Source organism: Algoriella xinjiangensis (assembly GCF_900115015.1).
Lineage (GTDB): Bacteria > Bacteroidota > Bacteroidia > Flavobacteriales > Weeksellaceae > Empedobacter > Empedobacter xinjiangensis.
On sequence record NZ_FOUZ01000020.1, the window covers coordinates 1 to 21,475 of the forward strand.

The 21,475-nt window shown below is 30.9% G+C and carries 19 protein-coding genes; 17 read left to right on the forward strand and 2 right to left on the reverse strand.

The window, feature by feature from the left end; all coding sequences use genetic code 11:
- Nucleotides 1-250 precede the first annotated feature (250 nt).
- From BM072_RS14740 to BM072_RS14775, 8 genes are all read left to right on the forward strand, one after another.
- On the forward strand, nucleotides 251-652 hold the full coding sequence (locus tag BM072_RS14740) for a DUF4288 domain-containing protein (protein ID WP_092910394.1): 402 nt from the start codon (nucleotides 251-253) through the stop codon (nucleotides 650-652).
- A gap of 87 nt (nucleotides 653-739) precedes the next feature.
- Entirely contained in the window at nucleotides 740-1,612 is an 873-nt protein-coding gene (locus BM072_RS14745) for an HNH endonuclease (protein WP_143080492.1), read from the forward strand.
- A 160-nt stretch (nucleotides 1,613-1,772) separates the two neighbouring features.
- Nucleotides 1,773-2,618: a hypothetical protein gene (locus tag BM072_RS14750; RefSeq protein ID WP_143080493.1), complete on the forward strand. Its 846-nt coding sequence runs from the start codon at nucleotides 1,773-1,775 to the stop codon at nucleotides 2,616-2,618.
- A 159-nt stretch (nucleotides 2,619-2,777) separates the two neighbouring features.
- The gene (locus tag BM072_RS14755; protein ID WP_177190328.1) at nucleotides 2,778-3,314 is read left to right on the forward strand and encodes an ATP-binding protein; all 537 of its coding nucleotides are present in this window, start codon (nucleotides 2,778-2,780) and stop codon (nucleotides 3,312-3,314) included.
- Nucleotides 3,292-4,794 (forward strand): hypothetical protein, encoded by a 1,503-nt coding sequence (locus BM072_RS14760; RefSeq protein ID WP_092910406.1) that lies wholly within the window; start codon nucleotides 3,292-3,294, stop codon nucleotides 4,792-4,794. Before BM072_RS14755 ends, BM072_RS14760 begins: the two co-directional genes overlap by 23 nt.
- The gene (locus BM072_RS14765) at nucleotides 4,772-5,143 is read left to right on the forward strand and encodes an ASCH domain-containing protein (protein WP_092910410.1); all 372 of its coding nucleotides are present in this window, start codon (nucleotides 4,772-4,774) and stop codon (nucleotides 5,141-5,143) included. Before BM072_RS14760 ends, BM072_RS14765 begins: the two co-directional genes overlap by 23 nt.
- A gap of 322 nt (nucleotides 5,144-5,465) precedes the next feature.
- Nucleotides 5,466-6,668 (forward strand): DUF6438 domain-containing protein, encoded by a 1,203-nt coding sequence (locus BM072_RS14770; RefSeq protein ID WP_092910413.1) that lies wholly within the window; start codon nucleotides 5,466-5,468, stop codon nucleotides 6,666-6,668.
- A gap of 210 nt (nucleotides 6,669-6,878) precedes the next feature.
- A complete protein-coding gene (locus BM072_RS14775) occupies nucleotides 6,879-7,271 on the forward strand; it encodes a LexA family protein (RefSeq protein WP_092910416.1) in 393 nt (130 codons plus the stop codon).
- Nucleotides 7,272-7,357: 86 nt separating this feature from the next.
- Here BM072_RS14775 and BM072_RS14780 read toward each other — a convergent pair whose 3' ends face one another.
- Nucleotides 7,358-8,746 (reverse strand): hypothetical protein, encoded by a 1,389-nt coding sequence (locus tag BM072_RS14780; RefSeq protein ID WP_245752225.1) that lies wholly within the window; start codon nucleotides 8,744-8,746, stop codon nucleotides 7,358-7,360.
- Nucleotides 8,747-9,045: 299 nt separating this feature from the next.
- On the opposite strand from BM072_RS14780, the gene BM072_RS14785 reads away from it, so the two are divergent.
- From BM072_RS14785 to priA, 3 genes are all read left to right on the forward strand, one after another.
- On the forward strand, nucleotides 9,046-9,294 hold the full coding sequence (locus BM072_RS14785; protein WP_092910419.1) for a type B 50S ribosomal protein L31: 249 nt from the start codon (nucleotides 9,046-9,048) through the stop codon (nucleotides 9,292-9,294).
- A 165-nt stretch (nucleotides 9,295-9,459) separates the two neighbouring features.
- Nucleotides 9,460-10,632, forward strand: coding sequence for a proline dehydrogenase family protein (locus BM072_RS14790; RefSeq protein WP_092910422.1), 1,173 nt, complete (start codon nucleotides 9,460-9,462; stop codon nucleotides 10,630-10,632).
- 206 nt (nucleotides 10,633-10,838) lie between these two features.
- Nucleotides 10,839-13,298 (forward strand): replication restart helicase PriA, encoded by a 2,460-nt coding sequence (priA, locus tag BM072_RS14795; protein ID WP_092910425.1) that lies wholly within the window; start codon nucleotides 10,839-10,841, stop codon nucleotides 13,296-13,298.
- Nucleotides 13,299-13,306: 8 nt separating this feature from the next.
- Here priA and BM072_RS14800 read toward each other — a convergent pair whose 3' ends face one another.
- Nucleotides 13,307-13,657, reverse strand: a complete 351-nt coding sequence (locus BM072_RS14800; RefSeq protein WP_092910428.1) for a winged helix-turn-helix transcriptional regulator — start codon at nucleotides 13,655-13,657, stop codon at nucleotides 13,307-13,309.
- A gap of 118 nt (nucleotides 13,658-13,775) precedes the next feature.
- Between BM072_RS14800 and BM072_RS14805 the strand changes: the two genes are divergently transcribed.
- From BM072_RS14805 to BM072_RS14830, 6 genes are all read left to right on the forward strand, one after another.
- Nucleotides 13,776-15,161, forward strand: coding sequence for an MFS transporter (locus tag BM072_RS14805; protein WP_092910431.1), 1,386 nt, complete (start codon nucleotides 13,776-13,778; stop codon nucleotides 15,159-15,161).
- A 54-nt stretch (nucleotides 15,162-15,215) separates the two neighbouring features.
- Nucleotides 15,216-16,616, forward strand: a complete 1,401-nt coding sequence (locus BM072_RS14810; protein WP_092910434.1) for a pyridoxal phosphate-dependent decarboxylase family protein — start codon at nucleotides 15,216-15,218, stop codon at nucleotides 16,614-16,616.
- A gap of 83 nt (nucleotides 16,617-16,699) precedes the next feature.
- Complete coding sequence (locus BM072_RS14815; protein WP_092910437.1) at nucleotides 16,700-17,389, forward strand: ABC transporter ATP-binding protein; 690 nt, start codon at nucleotides 16,700-16,702, stop codon at nucleotides 17,387-17,389.
- Nucleotides 17,390-17,443: 54 nt separating this feature from the next.
- Nucleotides 17,444-18,673, forward strand: a complete 1,230-nt coding sequence (locus tag BM072_RS14820) for an ABC transporter permease (RefSeq protein WP_092910440.1) — start codon at nucleotides 17,444-17,446, stop codon at nucleotides 18,671-18,673.
- Nucleotides 18,673-19,929 carry an ABC transporter permease gene (locus tag BM072_RS14825; protein WP_092910442.1) on the forward strand — a complete coding sequence of 419 codons (1,257 nt, stop codon included), beginning with the start codon at nucleotides 18,673-18,675 and terminating at the stop codon, nucleotides 19,927-19,929. Before BM072_RS14820 ends, BM072_RS14825 begins: the two co-directional genes overlap by 1 nt.
- A gap of 25 nt (nucleotides 19,930-19,954) precedes the next feature.
- Nucleotides 19,955-21,091, forward strand: coding sequence for an efflux RND transporter periplasmic adaptor subunit (locus tag BM072_RS14830; protein WP_092910445.1), 1,137 nt, complete (start codon nucleotides 19,955-19,957; stop codon nucleotides 21,089-21,091).
- Nucleotides 21,092-21,475 lie beyond the last annotated feature (384 nt).

Here is a 21,475-nt window from a genome sequence, read left to right on the forward strand (position 1 = left end):
CTCCGGAGATTTTTTTTAGTTACCATAATTTTGAATTTTAAATATCCTAAATATATGGTTTATAACGGAAAAGCTACCGGAGGTTTAGTTCAACATAGGTTTGGCAATAGCGGGCAGAAAGTTATCAGTTCACGTTTTGTGCTTCGGTTGAAATTTGTATTTTAGTTGAAGGTTTTGGCTTCGGTTTGCCCGCCATCGCCAAGCCTAGGAACGTTAACTGCTATTTTTAAAATCTGCATAAATAAATAAGATGAGTTTAAAAGAAATAATATCAAATAAAAACAATTGGTTTATTGCAGAAATCATTGAAAAATTGGAACCAGTAAATCGTGATGAAACAAATGATTTAAGAAGAGTTACAACATGGGGGAACAACGTTATTATTAAAGCTAATTCATTAGAAGAAGCTTATGATAAAGCTGTAAAAATTGGTAAAGAAGGTGAATATATATTTACTAACACAGACAAGGTTGAAATGCAATGGATTTTTGTTGGCGTTGGGGATTTGTTACCAATTTACGAAGATATTGAAGATGGCGCAGAAATTATGTGGACTGATTACGGTTTCATTAGTAATAGAAGAACCATGAGAATGGCATATGAAAAATCAGAATTATTGGAATTAAGAAAAACACCAAAAGACAAAAAATAAAACAGCAGTTAACAAAGGTTTGGCGCAATGGCGGATTAAGGCTAAAAATAAAGTTTCGGCTTTCTATTCCGCAAAAAGCCAATTATATTGACTTTTTTCTTAAATTTATTCAATAAATTGGCTTTTGCTTACTGTGTCGCTAAATTGAAACTTGTTGCTTCAATTTCCGTCACTAACGCCAAGCCTCGAACCGTTAGTGGCAAGCTTACCGAAAACCCTGAAAGAATGGCAATTACAGACAAAACAAGAAAAAATCTTTGGGCAAAATCAGGCAATAGATGTTCTATCTGTAAAATAGAATTATTTAACAATGAGAAAAATAAAGATGAATTTAATATTGGAGAAGAATGTCACATAATTAGTGGTAAATTAAATGGACCACGATATAAAGAAAATCTTAAAGATTACGATGATTTTGGAAATTTAATTCTGCTTTGTAGAAATCACCATAAAGAAATTGACGAATTAACTGAAACTTATACAGAAGATTTACTTCGTTATATGAAGTTAAACCACGAAAATTGGGTTAAAACAACTATCAATAATGCAATAAATAAAGAGAAAGAAAATAAGCCTAAATTTTTAACACGAATAACATCGGGGAAAGAATTATTGAATATTATTTCTGATTGCCACGGTTATAGAAATGACTATGATGAAATTGAAAATGAAGAAGACGCAAAATATATTGGAAGTGTTTTCCAAGAGCTATCTGATTACGGCGATATAAGCGGAATGGTTGAAGCTTACGACAAAGTGCAAATGGGTTTTCAACTCAATGAATTATTAAAAGAACTTGATGAAAAAGGGTACTTTATATTTGGAGAGAAAGGAATTGAGAAAATGAAATTTAGCAATGGAGAAAGTGATAATTGGAAAGTTGCAACGCTTATAATTAAGAAAAAAGAAAGTATTGAAATAATAAAATTTGATTTAGATGAACAAAAAGCCAGCCACTAACAAGGGTTTTGCAATAGTGGGCAGAAAGTTTTCAATTCACGTTTTATGCTTCGAATAAAATTTATATTTTAGTTGAAAGTTTCGGCTTCAAAATGCCCACCATCGCAAAGCCCCGAAACGTTAGCGGCAATACAACAAGACCGTACTAAATAGACTATTAATGAAGAAAATATTTATATTATTTATTAGCCTTACAATCTCAATATTGACTTTTGGGCAAACAAATGTCAATGAAAAATATATTCAAGCCCAAAAATTATTAAAAGCTGACGATATTAAAGGGGCTTATAGTTTACTCAAAGAATTAAAACCTCAAGTCGCTACAAAAGATAGTCTTTATAATTATGTTGTTTGGTATTATGTGGCTACAGCATCCGAAATAGAAAGTGAATATCGTAAAAAAGAAGATTACTCGAATTCTCTTAAATATGGCTTAGAAGCATTACAAACTATCCAAGAAAACAAACAATATTTTGATGAAAAATTCTCAGAAAAAGAACCATGGATGAATAAAAATATTATTGTTTCCTATTTTGGGTTAGGACAAATTGAAAATGCTAAAAAGTACAAGGAAAAATTATATCAAGGTTATAAAGACAAAACATTACCAAAAGGAATTGACGGATATTTTAATTATGACTTTTTCAAACTAAAAGATAAAAATATTTGGGGATATGAATGGTATCCAGAATTACCAGACGATAGATTCTCGGGCAGTTTTACGAAAGTTGTTTATTATGTATATAGTACAAATGAAGATGGAACTGACAAAGACCAATTATTCAGGTTTCACGTTTTAATGTATCATCAAGATAACAAAGACACAAAATTTGATTATTTGTTAGAAAGACAAATTGAAACTGACGAAGCAACAGTAAGCGGTTCATATTATCAATACACCTACAAAAAAGACATAGATTATATAAAATTGAAAGAAGATATAAAAGAAATCTTAACCAAAGAAATCGAACCAAGTAGCAGACGAATAATATCAAAAAGAAAGTAAGTACTGCCGCTAACATGGGTTTTGCAATAGTGGGCAGAAAGTTTTAAATTCACGTTTTGTACTTCGGTAGAAAATTGTATTTTAGTTGAAAGTTTCGGCTTCGAAACGCCCACCATCGCAAAGCCCCAAAACGTTATGCCTAATGCTAAAACAAACAACGTGAAAAACATTATATTCATTGGGGGAGTTCATGGAGTTGGAAAAGGTCATATTTGTCAAATAATAAAATCTAATATAAATATTGTTCATTTAACTGCAAGTGATGTTTTGAAATGGAAAGATATAAGTGCAATTGACAATAAGCTTGTACAAGACATTAACGAAACACAAGATTTATTAATTGTAAATCTTAAAAAGATTGTTGATAAAGACAAACGATATTTATTAGATGGTCATTATTGCTTATTAAATAAAAATGGAGAAAGTGAAAGAGTTCCGTTTAAAACTTTTGAAGATTTAAATCTATCTAAAATACTAATTGTTTTTGAAGATACTAAAATTATAAAACAAAGACTTGAAATTCGTGATGGTAAAGATTATGATTTGGAACAAATAAAATACTTTCAAAACATGGAAGTAGAATATGCCAAAGAAATTAGCCGAAAATTAAATTTGCCATTATTGGAAATTCAAAGTTCTGACTATAACCAAGAAACATTAATTGAATTTATTGATGAGAATACTACTAGACACTAATATAATTATCCATAGAGAAGCAAGTAAAGTTTATAATCAAGATATTGGCTTACTTTTTCATTGGCTTGACAAACTTCATTATGAAAAATGTATTCATCCTGCTACAGTTGAAGAAATTAATTCATATCAAGATGAAGAAGTTGTGAATACTATGAAAATTAAGATAGTAAATTACAATGTATTGCGAACACTTTCACAAGATACTTCTCAAATATTACATTTAAATTCATTAGATAAAATTCAAAATGATTTTAATGATACTGCAATCTTAAAAGAATTATTAAATAATCGGGTTGATTATCTAATAACAGAAGATAAAGGAATTCATAGAAAAGCAAAATTTTTAGGGATAAGTGAAAAAGTATTTAAAATTGATTCATTTATTGAAAAAGTATCTTTTGAAAATCCTGAGTTATCCGATTATAAAGTTCTATCTGTTAAAAAAGATTTTTTTGGTAACATAAATCTAAAAGATAATTTCTTTTCTTCATTTTTAGAAGATTATCAAGAGTTTGAATGGTGGTTCAATAAAAAATCAGACAATATATCTTACATCTGCGAAACTAACGGAGAAGTTAAAGCATTTCTTTATTTAAAAGTAGAAGATTCAAATTCAGAAAATTACAATGATATAACTCCTGTTTTTCAACCAAAAAAAAGATTGAAAATCGGAACATTCAAAGTTGAATCTACAGGCTACAAACTTGGAGAACGATTTCTTAAAATTATTTTTGATAATGCATTACGAAATAATGTTGAAGAATTATATGTTACTATTTTTGATAAAAGAGAAGAACAGCAACGTTTAATTTCATTATTAGAGGAATGGGGATTTGTTCATTGGGGAACTAAAGAAACTAAAAATGCTATTGAACAAGTGTTTGTGAGAGACTTTAATAAAAGTGTTAATGCAAACCCTCAAAAATCGTTTCCATTCGTTTATAGAAATGTGAATAAATTTATTGTTCCAATTTATCCTGAATATCATACCGAATTATTTCCAGATTCAATTTTAAATAATGAATCACCAAGAAATTTTATAGAAAATGAACCACACAGAAATGCTTTAAAAAAAGTTTACATTTCTAGATCTTTTAATAGAAATTTAAATCCTGGTGATTTAATCATATTTTATAGAACTGGTGGAAATTATCAAGGTGTTGTTTCTACAATAGGAATTGTAGAAAGTATAATTGATAATATTCCATCAGAAGAAAAATTCATTGATTTATGCAGAAAAAGAAGTGTCTTTAGTGATGCGGAGTTAAAAAAGTATTGGAATTGGACACCAAATAACAGACCTTTTATTGTCAATTTCTTATATGTAGATTCTTTTCCAACCCCAAAAGTAAATTTAAATAGACTTAGAGAACTAAATATTATAAATTCAGCACCAAGAGGTTTTGAACCAATTGAAAATAGTAAATTTGTTGAATTAATGAGAGAAGCTAGAGCAAATGAAAGTTATATTGTCGATTAAACCAAAGTACGCACTTAAAATTTTAGAAGGAAAGAAAACTTACGAATTAAGAAAAACCATATTCAAAAACTCAGAAATTAAGACGGTTTTAATTTATGCTTCAGCTCCAATTTCAAAAATAATTGGAGAATTTCAAATTGACAACATAATTCATTTAGAATTAGATGAGCTATGGAAAACTGTAAAAGAAAAAGCGGAAGTTGATAAAGATTTTTTTGACGAATATTTTGAAACTAAACAAAAAGGTTATGCTATTGCAATAAAAAATGTAAAAAAGTATAAAACTAGTATTGATATAAGTGAAAAATATGGAATAAAAGCACCACAATCATTTGCGTACCTTAAATAGCACTAGGCATAACATGGGTTTTGCAATAGTGGGCAGAAAGTTTTTAATTCACGTTTTGTACTTCGATTAAAACTTGTATTTTAGTTGAAATATTTGGATTCGAAACTCAATACATCTCAAATCTGCGAAACATTATCTGTAATTTTACAAAGAAACAATCTGAAAATTAGAAATGAGTGTACTTTTTTTATTTTTTCAACTTCACATATTTTTTATAAATTAGTTACATTATAAAAATATTGATTCAATTATGTCCTAAATTGAATTTTTAGTCATTTTAGTTCATTATTCGCTAATAGTTTTAACGTGACCATCTATTTTAATGACGACACAAACCATTATACTACTTTCAATTTTGACAACCTTACTATTAGGTTGCAATTCAAGAGCTGACCGAATAAAGGAGGACAAGCTGTTAAGGGAAAATATTTCTGGTGAATGGGTTATGATCATTGAAAATGACTCAACAAATGAAATTCTCTCAATACCCTTATTTTATATGCCTGAAGAAATGACAATTTTTGCCGATAGCATTGAGTTTTCTAAAGGTTTTTACAAAGAAGATAGAGATGATATAACAGGTAAAAGAACAATTTTGTATTTAGGAAATCTTGTTCCTTATAAAACAGAAAAAGACAATATCATTATCAAAAACCCTATAACCGATAACTGGGAGTTTAAATGGAGATTTGTAAGCATAAAAAATGATACGTTAAAACTTGCAATTAACGATACAATAACTGTTCAATATAAGAAACTTAACTACAATCTTGATACCTTACCTGACTTTGATCAAATTATATATTCAAGTTCTGGGTGTTATGGTACTTGCCAAATAATTGATATTTCAATTTCAAAAGAAGGAAGTGTTTTATTTCAAGGAGAAGGCTTTGTTGAATCGCTTGGCTTTTATTCAGGTAATCTTGAGAACAAGAGAATAAATTACATCTTCAATAAATTCAGACGAGCAAACCCTTTAAAACTTCAAGACAATTATTCTGTTAGTTATTCTGATGACCAATCGTTGACAACGACATATATTCAGAATGGAAAAATAGTCAAGACAATTCACGATTATGGAATGGCAGGCACAAATGAGTTGCTATGGGCTTATGATCCAATCTCAAATATTCATAACACTATTAAACTTGACAGTTTACCGTTAGATGAACCCTTTTATCCAAAGCTTCATTATTTTACATTTAAAAAGGGCAGTCTGATATTACCTCTTGAAAAGTCTGAAAGTTTTTATTTATGGACAGAGCTTAAAAAATCAAAACAAACAGACGAGAACTTCAAATCAAAATACAAGGTCATTTTTAGCGCTAATAATACATACTGGGGACCCGATCTAAATAAAGGAAGAAATCATAAATATGAAATAAAATCTGTAGAAACAGACGGACAATTCTTTAGGTTTGAATTTAAGGACAATCAATCAGTAACTTATGATTTAAAATATAATTTTATTGACCGAAACTTTAAACCGACTGATTTTAGAAAACCAAACAAATGGGAAGAGTAGGAACAGAAAACCGCTGGTTGGTAAAAGTAGGAGTTCAGTTCTTTGTAGACACATTTGTAGTTTATCAAAGTTGATTATTTGCATCAACATTTGTGTTAAAAATCGTCACTTTTGCTAAGTCGATAAATGTTGTATCTCATTATAAAAAAACATAAAATAAGAAAATAACCTGGAATAATTGTTTTTCTCCAAAGAGATTTGGAATGCATAATGCACAAGATTATACTAGAACCCAATACGAGAGAGATTGGGACAGAATTATTTTTTTCTAACCCATTTCGAAGACTTCAAAACAAAACTCAAGTATTTCCGCATCCCGAATCTACTTTTTTGATTGTAGTAGGAGGAGATTCGATGCATCCGTATTATCAAAAAAATGATGTATTAATCATTCGAACAGATTTAACGCCGATGCATAATGATGATATTATTGTGTCAGTAAATAAAACAGATTATACACTGAAACGATTTGATAAATTAAATAATAAATTAGTTGCACTAAACCCAAAATACAACGATTGTGTACAAATAAAAGAAGATGACGATGTATTAATTTTAGGTGTTGTAGCCGTTTTGGTACGAGAAAAATGTAATCGGATTTAGGTGTTTTTTTAACTCAACGTATAATAAACTAAAAAAAGGTGCGAAATATTTCGCACCTTTTTTATTTATCTTGTATTTAAATATTTTTATTGAAAAGCTCCAATTGTAGGCATTGTTCCGCGTTGAACGCCGTTATAATCTAACGGATATTGTTGAGCAAAAGTCAATTTACCGGCTTTTTTTGCTGGCGATGTTTCTTTTACCCAAAGTTTATTTGCATCGTAATTTGTATTCTCAAACAAAGGATCTAGCGTAATGTTATTTAAGAAACCTGTTGCAGAAGTTACATTTAATTTTGATGTATCTGCGTTGTGAATAATATTTGTATCAAATAAATAATTGAATTGTACAGCATCATTTTTATCAAAAACAATTGCATTTGGTGTACGTTCGTTATAAAAAATACAGTTTCCGAAAGTTGCTTTTGTTAAAGCTGCCGTATTTTTATCGTTATCCAAATTACTTAAATATAAAGAATAAGCAGGACCAACTGACGTCGAGAAATTAAAATAATTGGCAAATGTAGAGTGATAAAATTCGTAACTACCACCCAATTCTATCGCTAAACTAGCCAAATTACTGTTGTTCATTACCAAGTTATATCCTTTTATTTGGGCATTTGTAGCCAAAATACCATACGATTGATTGTTGACAATTTTCGCATTACTAATTTCTAATTTAGCATTATTGACATGTAAACCAGTATTTGCTCCAATAATTTTCGCATAATTAATTTTTGATGTACTATTTGGCGCTAATTCTATCTTATTCCACTGATCAGGAATCGAGTCATATTTGTTGTCATGACGAGCCGAACGAAATTTAACTTCCTCATTTAATGCGCCGTTTACTGTTAGTTTTGCATTATTCGCAATGGTTAAACTCGCACCTTTCTTAAAATAAACTTTCGTTCCTTTTTCAATCGTTAAATCGTTAGTAACTGTCAAGTTTCCATCAATTACTTGCGCTTCATTTACATTCCAATTTTCAGACGAAATTGTAGCATCTTTTGCATGTATTTTAGCTTTTTCTATCCAAGAAATTAATTTAATTTTCTTTGTAGAATTTGTTGTTTCAAAATTAATTTCGTCATCGTATAACGGATTAATAGGCGCATCTTTTGCACTAACTTCTACAAAAATAAATAAACTATCTTTTTTACGAATGGGCACATTTTCAAAAGTAGAACCAGCTTTTCCGTCTACATTAATCTTAAAAAATGAAGATTCGCCACGTGTTAAATATATTTTTGGAATAACGCGATCGTCATTATCCGGATTATATACTTTTAAAACGTAAGTTTCTGATTTTGAGAAATTATATACCGTATCAAGAGAAACGGTATCTTTACTATAATTTAAATCGGATGAAATCGGATCGTAGTCAAAATCTTCGCGACATGACTGAAAACCAATTAATGAGGCGATTCCTAATCCAACGATAAATATTTTTACATTCATAAAATAATCATTCATTATATTAAAGAAAACTAAAAAAGAAAGATTTTATTGTTCATATAATAAAGATAAGAGGTTATAAATTTATGGATAGAATTTATTTAAAATAGTTGCGCAAATTACTAAATTGATTATATTTGCACTCGAAAATCGTGTATAAGAAATGTAGATTTAATTTTAAGAAGTCCATTACACTCGAAATTAGATTTACTTAACGTGTTATTTAGAACAACAATTTTTATAAAAAAGTATTGTAACATTCTCAAATAATATTATCTTTGCACACCAATAAAGTTAACAAAGAAGATTTTAAAAAAATGAAAAAAGATATCCACCCAACAAATTATCGTTTAGTAGCATTTAAAGATATGTCTAACGAAGACGTTTTTATTACTAAATCTTGTGCTGATACAAAAGACACATTAGTAATTGACGGAGTAGAGTTCCCATTAATCAAAATGGAGATTTCTTCTACATCTCACCCTTTTTACACAGGAAAAACTAAATTAGTTGATACAGCAGGTCGTATCGATAAATTTAAAACAAAATACGCAAAAAGAGGATAATAATAGAAAACCAAGAATTATACTTTTTAAGTTTAATTTAAATTCTATTATTGCATCGCAATATATTAAAAACCTACAAGAATTTCTTGTAGGTTTTTTTCATTTAATAAGCTTTTAGTCTTAAATTTGTAGCGTTTTGTAACACAAAAAAATAAATTAACTCACATGTCATTATTCGACAATACTCAGTTTGCTTTCGAATCAAAATCTGATAAAGATTTAAAGAAAGCATATTACTTATACAAATTAATCGGAAGCCCCGCATTAACTAAATTAGGTGTAAAAATGTTTAATATACCTTTTATGGTAGATTTACCATTTGTAAAACCAATTATTCGAGAAACAATTTACAAACAATTTGTAGGAGGAGAAACTGCCGAACAAGGTGTTGTTGTCGCAAATCAATTGTATAAATATCATGTAAGTTCAATCTTAGATTATTCGATTGAAGGTTTGACAGAAGAAAAACAATTTGATGAAGTTCGCGATGTTATGTTGCATTTGGTTGATTTAGCAAAAGCAAATCCATCAATTCCATTCGTAGTATTTAAACCAACAGCTTTTGGTCGAATTGAATTATTTGAGAAAGTTGGAAAAAATCAAGAATTAACAGCTGCCGAAAAAACATCTTGGGCAAATGTTCGCCAACGTTTTGAAGCAGTTTGTCAAAAAGGATACGATTTAGATGTCAACATTATGATTGATGCAGAAGAAACTTGGATGCAAGGTTCTGCTGATGATTTGACTGATGAAATGATGGCAAAATACAATACAAAACGTGCATTGGTTTGGAATACTTTGCAAATGTATCGCCACGATCGTTTAGCGTATTTAAAAGAAATGTATGCAAAAGCAGAACGCGAAGGTTACCATTTAGGTTTCAAAATTGTGCGTGGTGCTTACATGGAAAAAGAACGTGCGCGTGCGCAGGCAGAAGGTTATCCATCGCCAATACAACCAAATAAAGAGTCTTCGGACAAAGATTATAATTTAGCGATAGAATTTATTGCAGCTCATCACGAGCGTTTTGGTTTATTCGCAGGTTCGCATAACGAAGAAAGTTGCGAATTGTTAATCAAATTAATGGACGAAAACGGAATTGAGAAAGGAAATCCTAACTTTTGGTTTGGTCAATTATTTGGAATGAGTGATAATATTTCATTCAATTTGGCACATTTAGGTTACAATATTGCAAAATATTTACCTTACGGACCAATTAAAGAAGTAATGCCTTATTTAATTCGTCGTGCACAAGAAAATACATCTGTTGCAGGACAAACTGGTCGCGAATTGATGTTGATAGAAAAAGAATTAGAACGTCGTAAAAAATCAAAATAAGTAGATTTTTACAAATCATATAAAAAAAAACTCCTTCAATTATTGAAGGAGTTTTTTTGTTTTTAAAATATCAGCATTTGTCATTCAGAATAGAGCGAAGCGAAATGAAATGAAGAATCTCTTAGATAATAGAATAAAATTTATCACATTTTGAAGCTTTATTTTAGTGAAAAACTTTTCTTAACTTGCCATCAGATTACAAGAAAATGAACACAACTTATTTTGCTGAAATTATTTTACCGCTTTCTTTAGATGGCACTTTTACATATCATTTGTACGAAGAAGATTTACAGCAAATTAAGGTTGGTCAACGTGTGGCGGTTCCGTTTGGGACGCAAAAATTATACACGGGCGTTGTCCATTCTATTCATCAAAATAAACCAGAATTATACAAAACAAAAGCAATTCACGCTTTTTTGGATAATGAACCTTTGGTTACGCAAACTCAAATTAAATTTTGGGAATGGATGTCAAATTACTACATGTGTTCATTGGGCGATGTTTTCAGAAATGCTTTTCCATCCGCTTTAAAATTAGAATCTCAAACATTTGTACGATTAATTAATGCAGAATTTTCTGCGATTGATGAATTAAATGATTACGAATTTTTGGTTTTTGAAGCTTTAAAACTGCGCCAAATTATTTCGGTAGAAGAAGCTGCTTTAATTGTAGATGAAAAATCTGCAATTCCGACACTTAAATTATTAATTGATAAAGGAATTATTTGTTTAGATGAAAAACTAAGCGAAAAATATACCCCAAAAATTGATAATTATGTCAAAATTCATCCAGATTTAAAAGGAAACGATCAAGCTTTTATTGCAATTTTAGATCAATTAAATAAAGCACCAAAACAGCGCGAAACATTATTGCAATTGATTACTTTGGAAACTCAGTTACAAGGAAAACCCTTAAAAGTGGCTGATTTTGTAAAACAAGGCGCAACAAATGCAGTGCTAAAATCGTTGGCAGAAAAAGGAGCTGTAGAAATTTATCAATTTCAAACTTCTCGTGTCGAAGGCAAAGAAGAAGAAACTTCAGAGATTTCTCAATTAACCTTAAAACAAAATGAAGCTTTAACGCAGATTAAAACTCAATTTGTCGATAAATCAACCGTTCTTTTGCATGGTGTAACATCAAGTGGAAAAACAGAAATTTATCTAAAATTGATGGAACAAGTTATCGCGAAAGGAAATAAAGTGTTGTATTTGTTGCCAGAAATTTCGGTAACAACTCAAATTGTTCATCGAATTAAAAAACATTTTGGAGATAAAGTTGGAGTTTATCATTCAAAATTTAACCAAAATGAGCGCGTAGAATTGTGGCAAAAAACTTTAAATGGTGATTTTGATATAATTATTGGTCCGCGCACGGCGTTATATCTTCCGTTTGATAATTTGGGAATGATTATCGTTGACGAAGAACACGAATCGTCTTATAAACAGATGGATGTAAAACCGTTTTTCCATGCACGCGATATGGCAATGTTGTTGGGAGGCTTGATGAATGCTAAGGTTTTGTTAGGTTCTGCGACGCCATCTGCCGAAAGTTATTACAATGCAATTAATCAGAAATACGGTTATGTTGAATTAAATGAGCGTTTTGGAAATATAAAATTACCGGAAATTAAGATTGTTGATTTAAAGAAAGCGCAAAAAGAAAAAGAAATTACAGACGATATTTCGCACATTCTTCGTGATGAAATCGTAGAGCAATTAAAAGATAAAAAACAAGTTATTTTATTTCAGAATCGTCGCGGTTATGCGCCAATTATGGAATGTAATACATGCGGTCATACACCCGAATGTCCAAATTGCGATGTCAGTTTAACGTATCATAAATTTTCGAATCAATTAAAATGTCACTACTGTGGTTATGTGCAAGCAAAACCTATACGTTGCCCTAGTTGTGGTTCACATGAATTGAATACAAAAGGAATTGGAACGGAACAAATAGAACATCAAGTACAAGCTATTTTTCCTGAAGCAAAAGTCCGAAGAATGGATGTTGACGCGATGCGCGGTAAATTTGCTTATGAAAAATTGATTGAGGATTTTGAAAACCATGAAATTGATATTTTAATTGGTACGCAAATGATAACCAAAGGTTTTGATTTTGGAAATGTAAATTTTGTCGGTGTTATTCGAGCAGATTCATTGCTTAATTTTCCTGATTTTCGTGCACACGAAAAAGCATTTCAATTGTTAACGCAAGTTTCTGGTAGAGCAGGTCGCCGCCAAGAACAAGGAAAAGTATTGATTCAATCTTTTCAGGCAGAGCATCAAATTTTGCAAAATGTAACAACATATAGTTACGCGCCAACGATGAAAGATATTTTGTACGAGCGCAAAGAATTTCTTTATCCGCCATTTACGCGTTTAATCAACCTTCGATTTAAACATAAAAATAAAGAACGTTTAGATAAAACTGCCGAACAATTGGTTACTTTATTAAAAGCGAGTTTTGAGTCGCGTTGTCTTTTAGGTCCAGAAGCGCCGTCAATTGGTCGAATTAATAATTTATACATTGCAGATGTAATGATAAAAATTAGACCAAATCAATCGCCTCAAAAAGTAAAAGATTTAATTCGTCAAAAAATAGAGCAATTGCATACAATTTCTGCTTTTCGCTCGGTTCGCATCGATATTGATGTAGATCCTGTTTAAAATTATAATTATTTTTTCATTTCAATACTTTTATACTTATAATCTATCCACCAATCATCTAAAAGCTCAATGATAGGTAATAAGGTTTTACCAATATCACTTAGTTTATATTCCACACGCGGAGGAGATTCAGCATAAATTTTTCTGCAGATAATTCCATCATTTTCTAATTCACGAAGTTGTATAGTTAATGTTGTTTGTGCTATTTCGTCCATTTCACGCTTTAATTCACCGAACCTTTTTGGACATTCATTCGCAATTGATTTGATGATTAAAACTTTCCATTTTCCACCAATAATTTTGAATATTCCATTTACATCACAACAACTTTCATATTTTTTTATTTTTTTTTCACTCATAACGCTCTAATTATCACTAATAGTACAGAATTAGATACTAAGTATTTAATTTTTAACTACTTGTTCGGTGTTTCTCATTCACCTAATTTCACATGTTAAATGTACTAAACTATTAATTATGAGCTTAAAAATAAAAGAGATTTTTACCGTTTTTATTTTATCTATTGGGATTTTTTTATTTGTTATTGATTTATTTATCATCAATGTTTCGCTACCTACAATTCAGAAAACACTATCACTAAATAACCATCAATCGCAATGGATCATCATTTTATATATTATTGGTTACACAAGTGTGTTGATTAATGCAGGTAAAGCAGGTGCTTTTTTTGGTTATAAAAAATTGTATGTCATGGGGATATTGGGTTTTACATTTGCATCTTTAGTTTGTGGATTGTCTACTAATTTCTATATTTTATTGATTGGAAGATTTTTACAAGGGATTAGTTCAGGATTCATGGTTCCGCAAGGATTGACCTTGATTATTCAACTTTTTGAAAAAGAAGAAAAAAAAGCTGTAGCCTTGGGAATTTATGGAAGTATTGCTGGAGTAGCCTCTGTTTTAGGACAACTTTTGGGTGGATTATTACCTGATATAACGCTATTAAATGAAAGCTGGCGATTAATATTTCTGATTAATATTCCCTTAGGTTGTGTAGCAGTCTTGATTGCTCAACTAAAAATTTCGAAAAGTGAAATTGTAGAGAAAGTGAAATTGTCTTTTTTACCAATGATTCAGGTTTTTATTTTGCTAATTGGTTTGATTTATCCGTTAATTATTGGACCAGAATTAGATTTGCCGTTTTGGTGTATTGGTTTATTAATTGTATTTGTAATTTTAATTATTCTATTCTTAAAAAATGAGAAGGAACAAAGTGATAAGACTCAATCTGCTTTAATTAATTTTAAATTGTTTAAAAATAAGGTATTCAATTTCGGTTTATTCGCAGCATTAGCTTATTATATGGTTCAAGATGCCTATTTTATTGTAAATGCCAATTATCTGCAAAATTTCAAACATTTAAGTCCAACCACTACTGGTATTGCATTCTTTTATCAAGGTATTGGCTATGTTTTAGCTAGTTTAATTGTCGGTAAATATGTTCAGAATCATGCTAAGAATGTCTTGTTAATCGGACTCTCAATCATGATTATAGGATTATTTTTTCATCTTTTATTGCTTAATCATGATCATTTAAACTTGTATTACATACATGTACTATTTTTCTTTTACGGTTTAGGATGCGGAACAGTATTGCCTTTGTTAATGACATCTGCACTAAAAGACATCCCGAAAAATTTAATAGGCGTTGGTTCGGCAATATATCTTACAGTTCAACAAATCTCAATTTGTTTGGGGATAGCAATTGTCGTTGGAATTTATTTCCAATCAAATCATTTGCCATTTTATGTACTCCAAAATTTATCAACTGCATATGGATTAGTGATTATAGTATCAATTGCTTTATTATTGGTTGTAGCTGGTTTGACTTGTAAAAATTAATCATCCCAATTAGAAAAAAGAAATAAATTTATTATAAACTAAAATATTTTTAAAATGAATTCTACACTACAACATGATTTAATTCAAATTGAAGAATTATTGAATTTAACTCAGCAAGAAGCCTTAGCGTTTTTAGCTAAAATTAATGAGATTCCGACAACACCAGTTTTTGAAAATTGTGAAAAAGCAAAATTAAACGCTGAAGGAATTAGTGGAAAAGAAGCGTTAAAGCTCTTCAAAGAACGATTTGGAAATATGATTAATAGCTCAACAGGACCACGTTATTTAGGGTATGTGACTGGTGGTGCAACTCCCGCATCTATTATGGGAGATTGGTTGGCTACGGTTTACGATCAGAATACACAAGCTGTAAAGGGGCAAGGAGATTTATCCGCAAATATAGAGCTTGAAACGATTCAATTATTACTTGATTTGTTTAATTTACCATCCAATTTTTTAGGAGGATTTGTGACTGGAGCAACTATGTCAAATTTTACGTGTTTAGCAGTTGCTCGCCAATGGATTGGTAAGTTAAAAGGATATGATATAGCGAAAGAAGGTGTGCAGTCAGCTATCAATATTTTAAGTGCAACTCCTCATTCTTCAAGTTTAAAATCTCTTTCCATGCTTGGTTTAGGTAGCAGAAATCTAATAAAAATAAAAACAAAAACGAATAGAGAAGCTCTTGATCCTAAGTCATTGCAAGAAGAAATTGATCAATTAAATGGTGAACCCTTTATTCTAATTTCTAGTGCAGGGACTGTAAATACTGTAGATTTCGATGATTTTATATTTATTAATGAGCTAAAGAAGAAGTATAATTTTTGGTGGCATATTGATGCTGCTTTTGGGGCTTTTGCAGCATGTTCACCACGTCATAAAGATGTCTTGAATGGTTGGGAACATGCAGATAGCATTACAATTGATGGTCATAAATGGTTAAATGTTCCTTATGAGAATGCATTTTTCTTTATTGATAAAAAATATAAATTAGAGCAAATAGAAACGTTTCAAAATTCGAATGCACCATACTTGGGCGATCCCCTTGAAGCGTTTAATTACCTGAATTTTTTACCTGAAAACTCAAGACGACTTAAAGCTCTTCCGGTTTGGTTTACTTTAAAAGCTTATGGTAAAATAGGGTACCAAGATATTGTAGAAAACTCTATTCAATTAGCTGCTGATTTTGGTAAATTTATCGAGAAAAATCAAAATTTTGAGCTTTTAGCCCCTGTTTGCTTGAACACAGTTTGTTTCACTTTATCAGGCGAAGTAAATCAAGAGAAAGTGGGTGATTTTTTGCAAAAGTTAAACGCTACAGGAAAAGTTTTTATGACGGCTACTGTTTACAATAATAAAAAAGGAATTAGAGCTGCATTTGTAAATTGGCTCACTACTGAAAATGATTTAATAATAATTCAGAATATGATGGGAGAAGTTTTGAATAAATCATGAATTTTAGACGTTTAAAAGTTTATTTGTAACATTTTTCTAAAAGTTTCTACTTATTATTATCTTTAGTAAAATTTTGACAAGAAATGATATCAATTCGAGATTTAAATAAATCGTATACAATGGGTAAAAACAAACTTCATGTTTTGAAAGGAATTAACCTTGAAATAGCAGAAGGCGAATTTGTTGCGATTATGGGATCTTCGGGTTCGGGAAAATCAACGTTATTGAATATTATTGGAATGTTAGATGAACACGATACGGGTGTTTATGAATTAGATAATGTAAGAATTGAGAAACTAAACGAAACAAAAGCGGCGAATTACCGTAATAAATTTTTAGGATTTATTTTTCAGTCGTACAATTTAATTGGTTTTAAAAATGTGTTAGAAAATGTTGCTTTGCCTTTGTATTATCAAAAAGTAAAACGATCTGACCGAAATAAAATTGCATTAAGTTATCTGGAACGAGTAGGGTTGGAGCCTTGGGCTACGCATATGCCGAATGAACTTTCTGGTGGACAAAAACAACGTGTTGCAATTGCGCGCGCGTTGGCCGCAAAACCAAAATTATTATTGGCCGATGAACCTACGGGAGCCTTGGATACAACAACATCGCAAGAAGTAATGCATTTGATTCAGGAAATTAATGACGAAGGCAAAACAATTGTAATGGTAACGCACGAAGATGATATTGCCAAAATGTGTAAACGAATTATTCGTTTAAAAGATGGTGTTATTGTGAGTGATGAAAAGGTAGAACAAGTAAGAGTTTAAAAATAAATAGAAGTCAATTTTGTATTTCGTAATTGAATAATCGTAATTAATAATATGTTTGATGTAGATCGTTGGCGAGAAATTTGGTCGTCCATTTCGAGTAATAAATTAAGAACATCGCTTTCGGGATTGACGATTGCTTTGGCGCTTTTTGTATTTATTACATTATATGGATTGGGAAATGGTTTGCAAAATGGTTTTCAGAAACAGTTTTTCAAATCAAATTCACTTAATATTTCTGTAAGTGGCGGTACAACAACAGAGCCTTATAAAGGTTTTAAGCAAGGACGAACAATTGAGTTAGATGTAAAAGACTATAACTTTATCAAAAATAGTTTTCCAGATCAAATAAAATATGTAATTGCTACAATTGCAAAATCAGATACAATAAGAAATGCATCAAATTCTGGAAGTTATTCGATAACCGGAGTTTATCCAGAATATGAAAGTATGATTAATGAAGAAATCTCTTTGGGACGATTTATTAATAAAAAAGATATGGATAATCAAGCAAAATCTGTTGTTGTAGGACGATTGGTGGCGCAAGATTTTTTTCCAAATCAAGTTGCGATTGGTAAATATTTGCAAATTGGTAAAAGTATGTATCAAATTGTAGGTGTTTTTGAAAGTGCAGATGGTGGCGATAATGCAGATAGAGCATTGTATGCACCATTTTCTACATTCAGAACCGTTTATGCAACAGATAAAGTTTCGTCAATTATTATTACACCAAAAGATGGAATTAGTTTGCCTGATATTTCGAAATTAGCCGATGCAATAGATGTTAATATGAAAGGCCGACACAATGTTTCGCCTGATGATTATGGTGGGTTGTACGTACGTAATGCAGCCGAAGCAATGGAAGATACCAATCAATTTTTCTTGATCTTGACAATTATAGTTTTTATAATTGGTGGAGGAAGTTTAATTGCTGGGATCGTAAGTATCGGTAATATTATGGTGTTTAGTGTAAAAGAACGTACCAAAGAAATTGGAATTAGAAAAGCTTTGGGCGCAACACCGTGGAGTGTTTTGAGTCTTATTTTACAAGAATCTATTCTAATTACCATAATTTTTGGCGCAGTTGGTATTGCATTAGCTGCATTGGTTGTAGAAAATATTGGTGATAGTTTAGAAGATTATTTTATTTATAATCCAGGTGTAGAAACCAATTCATTAATTACAGCTTGCGTTATATTATTTGTAGCCGGCACAGTTTCTGGATTTATACCCGCACTAAATGCAGCCCGAATAAAACCTATTGACGCTTTAAGAGACGAATAATGAACCTTGTAAAATTTATATTTGACCCCGACGCTTGGAGCGAAGTTTACTCCGCAATTCGTAAAAATAAGTTACGTACTGTTTTGACGATGATTGGTGTGGCTTGGGGTATGTTTTTATTTGTGCTTTTATTGGGTGTAACGCGTGGTTTGCAAAATGGTTTCGATCGTAATTTGGCAGACGCAGCAACCAATTCACTTTTTGTTTGGGGCGGAACAACATCTGTGCCTTACGAAGGTTTTCAGAAAGGGCGCACAATTGAATTAAAAATGAGTGATGTTCGACAAATAAAAGCGCGCTTTCCTCAAATATCATTGATGGCGCCTCGAAACTCTAAACCAAATTCAATTATAGCATACGGATCAAAATATAATTTTTATTCGGTTAATGGTGATTATCCAGATCAAAACCGAATGTTTGGAAAAGATATTGTGCAAGGACGTTTTATTAATGAAGATGATATAAAAGACGAAACAAAAGTTTGTGTGATTGGTATTGAAGTCGCCGAACAATATTTTGGAAGTAATCCGCATCCGCTTGGTAAACAAATCCGAATCAGCGATAGTTATTACACAATTGTCGGTGTTTACGATACGCCTTCGTCACCTGTAGAAAGTAAAGATCAAGTTTTTATTCCATTTACAACATTTCAAAAAGTATATAATCAAGGCGAAATCATTCAATATTTATGTTTGAGTTTACCAAATCAATACAATATTTCTGATTTCGAAAAAGAGTTAAAAACATACATCAAACAACTTAAGAATATTGCGCCCGATGACGATCAAGCCATTGGTGGATTTAATCTTGGCGAAATGTTAGGTAAAATAATGAAGTTTGTAAAAGGAATGCAATTTCTGGCAGTTGTAGTAGGAGCAATGACACTATTTTCGGGTGTAATTGCAATTGCAAGTATTTTATTGATTACGGTTTCCGAACGAACAAAAGAATTTGGAATTCGACGTGCTTTAGGCGCGGTTCCTGCTCAAATTCGAGGACAAATTTTATTAGAATCTGTTGTATTGACTTTAATTGCTGGTTTGGGCGGAATTGTTTTTGCAGGATTACTTTTAATGGTTCTCAATGAAATTATTATTCCAGGAAATAAAAATATACCTTTATATAACGCATCTATTGATTTATTTACCTTATTTTCAGCTTTGGTAATAATGGTGGTAATGGCAACTTTAGCAGGATTGATTCCCGCACAACGCGCCATTCAAATAAAACCGATTGATGCACTTAGAGAAGAATAACTAAAACTAAACTAATACGAATAGAATGAAAAAAGTTCTAAAAATTTTATTGATTGTTGTTTTTATAGCGGCTGTTATCGGTATCATATTTTACTTCGGTAAAAAAAATAGTCAAACAAACGAAACTTACGACACAACATCGCCTTTTATGGGAAATATTGAGGTAAAAGCGGTTGCGACGGGAGAAGTAAAACCTTTGGAAACAATTGAGATTAAGCCAAATATTTCAGGTGTTATAAAATCGATTAACGTTTCGGAAGGACAATATGTAGAAAAAGGACAATTAATTGTCGAGTTAAAAGTTGTGCCAAATGTACAGTCATTAAATGCTGCACAACAAGCAATTAATGCAGCAAAAATTACAGTAGATCAAGAACAACGTAATTTTAATCGTACAAGTACATTGTATCATCAAGGTGTATTGCCAAAAGCTGATTATGATAATGCAAATGCAACATATAAATCTGCTCAGCAACAATTAAAAGCTGCTCAAAATGATTATAAAGTTGCGCAAACTGGTGTAGCGCCAGGTTTAGAAGCTTTTGCAACAACGCGTATTTTAGCAACAACATCGGGTATGATTTTAGATATTCCAGTAGAAGTTGGTAATATGGTGCAAGAGATTAATAACTTTTCTACAGGAACAACCATTGCTACAATGGCCGATGTAAAGAAAATGATTTTTGAAGGAAAAGTTGACGAAGCCGAAGTTGGAAAGCTAAAAGAAGGAATGAAAATTAATGTTTCGATAGGTGCAATACCTAATAAAACATTTGTTGCAATTCTAGATTTTATTTCGCCACAAGGTGTTGCAAGCAATGGAGTAGTGCAGTTTGAGATAAAAGCCCCAGTTCAGTTAGATTCTGATAATTTTATTCGTGCAGGTTATTCTGCAAATGCTGAGGTTGTAACGCAAGAAGCTAAAAATGTATTGTTAGTAAAATCGGCGCACGTTCGTTATGATGAAAACTCGAAACCTTATGTAGAGTTATTAAAATCGGGAACAGGTCAAGATGCTAAATACGAAAAAAAGTACATTACATTAGGAATTACAGATGGAGTTAATGTACAAGTAAAATCTGGTTTGAATAAAGCAGATAAAATTAAAATTTGGAATACAGATCTTAATAAAACAGATAAAAAAGGCGAAAACCAAGATTAACATTTAATATAGATAGAACACAAATCGGTCATGAAGAAATTCATGACCGATTTTTTTAACCCTACAGCATCCATTGTCATTCAGAACGCAGTGAAGAATCTCAAATATTAATATATCTTTTATATATAGAATAATTATTCTTTTTGTCCACCTGAACTCGTTTCAGGAACACATCATTTATATAATAGTCTCACTTTTCCCTCCAATTTATCACCCCAAACGCCCAAAACTCCATCCAAACTAACATCCTCTAAACTTTTTTAAAAAAATATTTTGTTTTGGTTCAGTGAGTTAAGGATTAAATGTAAAATAATTGTAAAAAGTGTTTGGTAAAATGAGAAAAGGGTGCGTATATTTGCAATCCCAATACGAAAGACGAGTAGT

What these genes read in the sequence shown, in the direction of transcription:
- BM072_RS14770 (WP_092910413.1), top strand. Translation starts at nt 5,466, where the DNA reads ATGACGACACAAACCATTATACTACTTTCAATTTTGACAACCTTACTA.
- BM072_RS14830 (WP_092910445.1), top strand. Translation starts at nt 19,955, where the DNA reads ATGAAAAAAGTTCTAAAAATTTTATTGATTGTTGTTTTTATAGCGGCT.
- priA (WP_092910425.1), top strand. Translation starts at nt 10,839, where the DNA reads ATGAACACAACTTATTTTGCTGAAATTATTTTACCGCTTTCTTTAGAT.
- BM072_RS14780 (WP_245752225.1), bottom strand. Translation starts at nt 8,746, where the DNA reads ATGAATGATTATTTTATGAATGTAAAAATATTTATCGTTGGATTAGGA.
- BM072_RS14810 (WP_092910434.1), top strand. Translation starts at nt 15,216, where the DNA reads ATGAATTCTACACTACAACATGATTTAATTCAAATTGAAGAATTATTG.
- BM072_RS14800 (WP_092910428.1), bottom strand. Translation starts at nt 13,657, where the DNA reads ATGAGTGAAAAAAAAATAAAAAAATATGAAAGTTGTTGTGATGTAAAT.
- BM072_RS14750 (WP_143080493.1), top strand. Translation starts at nt 1,773, where the DNA reads ATGAAGAAAATATTTATATTATTTATTAGCCTTACAATCTCAATATTG.
- BM072_RS14760 (WP_092910406.1), top strand. Translation starts at nt 3,292, where the DNA reads ATGAGAATACTACTAGACACTAATATAATTATCCATAGAGAAGCAAGT.
- BM072_RS14790 (WP_092910422.1), top strand. Translation starts at nt 9,460, where the DNA reads ATGTCATTATTCGACAATACTCAGTTTGCTTTCGAATCAAAATCTGAT.
- BM072_RS14765 (WP_092910410.1), top strand. Translation starts at nt 4,772, where the DNA reads ATGAAAGTTATATTGTCGATTAAACCAAAGTACGCACTTAAAATTTTA.
- BM072_RS14820 (WP_092910440.1), top strand. Translation starts at nt 17,444, where the DNA reads ATGTTTGATGTAGATCGTTGGCGAGAAATTTGGTCGTCCATTTCGAGT.
- BM072_RS14785 (WP_092910419.1), top strand. Translation starts at nt 9,046, where the DNA reads ATGAAAAAAGATATCCACCCAACAAATTATCGTTTAGTAGCATTTAAA.
- BM072_RS14825 (WP_092910442.1), top strand. Translation starts at nt 18,673, where the DNA reads ATGAACCTTGTAAAATTTATATTTGACCCCGACGCTTGGAGCGAAGTT.
- BM072_RS14740 (WP_092910394.1), top strand. Translation starts at nt 251, where the DNA reads ATGAGTTTAAAAGAAATAATATCAAATAAAAACAATTGGTTTATTGCA.
- BM072_RS14815 (WP_092910437.1), top strand. Translation starts at nt 16,700, where the DNA reads ATGATATCAATTCGAGATTTAAATAAATCGTATACAATGGGTAAAAAC.
- BM072_RS14805 (WP_092910431.1), top strand. Translation starts at nt 13,776, where the DNA reads ATGAGCTTAAAAATAAAAGAGATTTTTACCGTTTTTATTTTATCTATT.
- BM072_RS14775 (WP_092910416.1), top strand. Translation starts at nt 6,879, where the DNA reads ATGCACAAGATTATACTAGAACCCAATACGAGAGAGATTGGGACAGAA.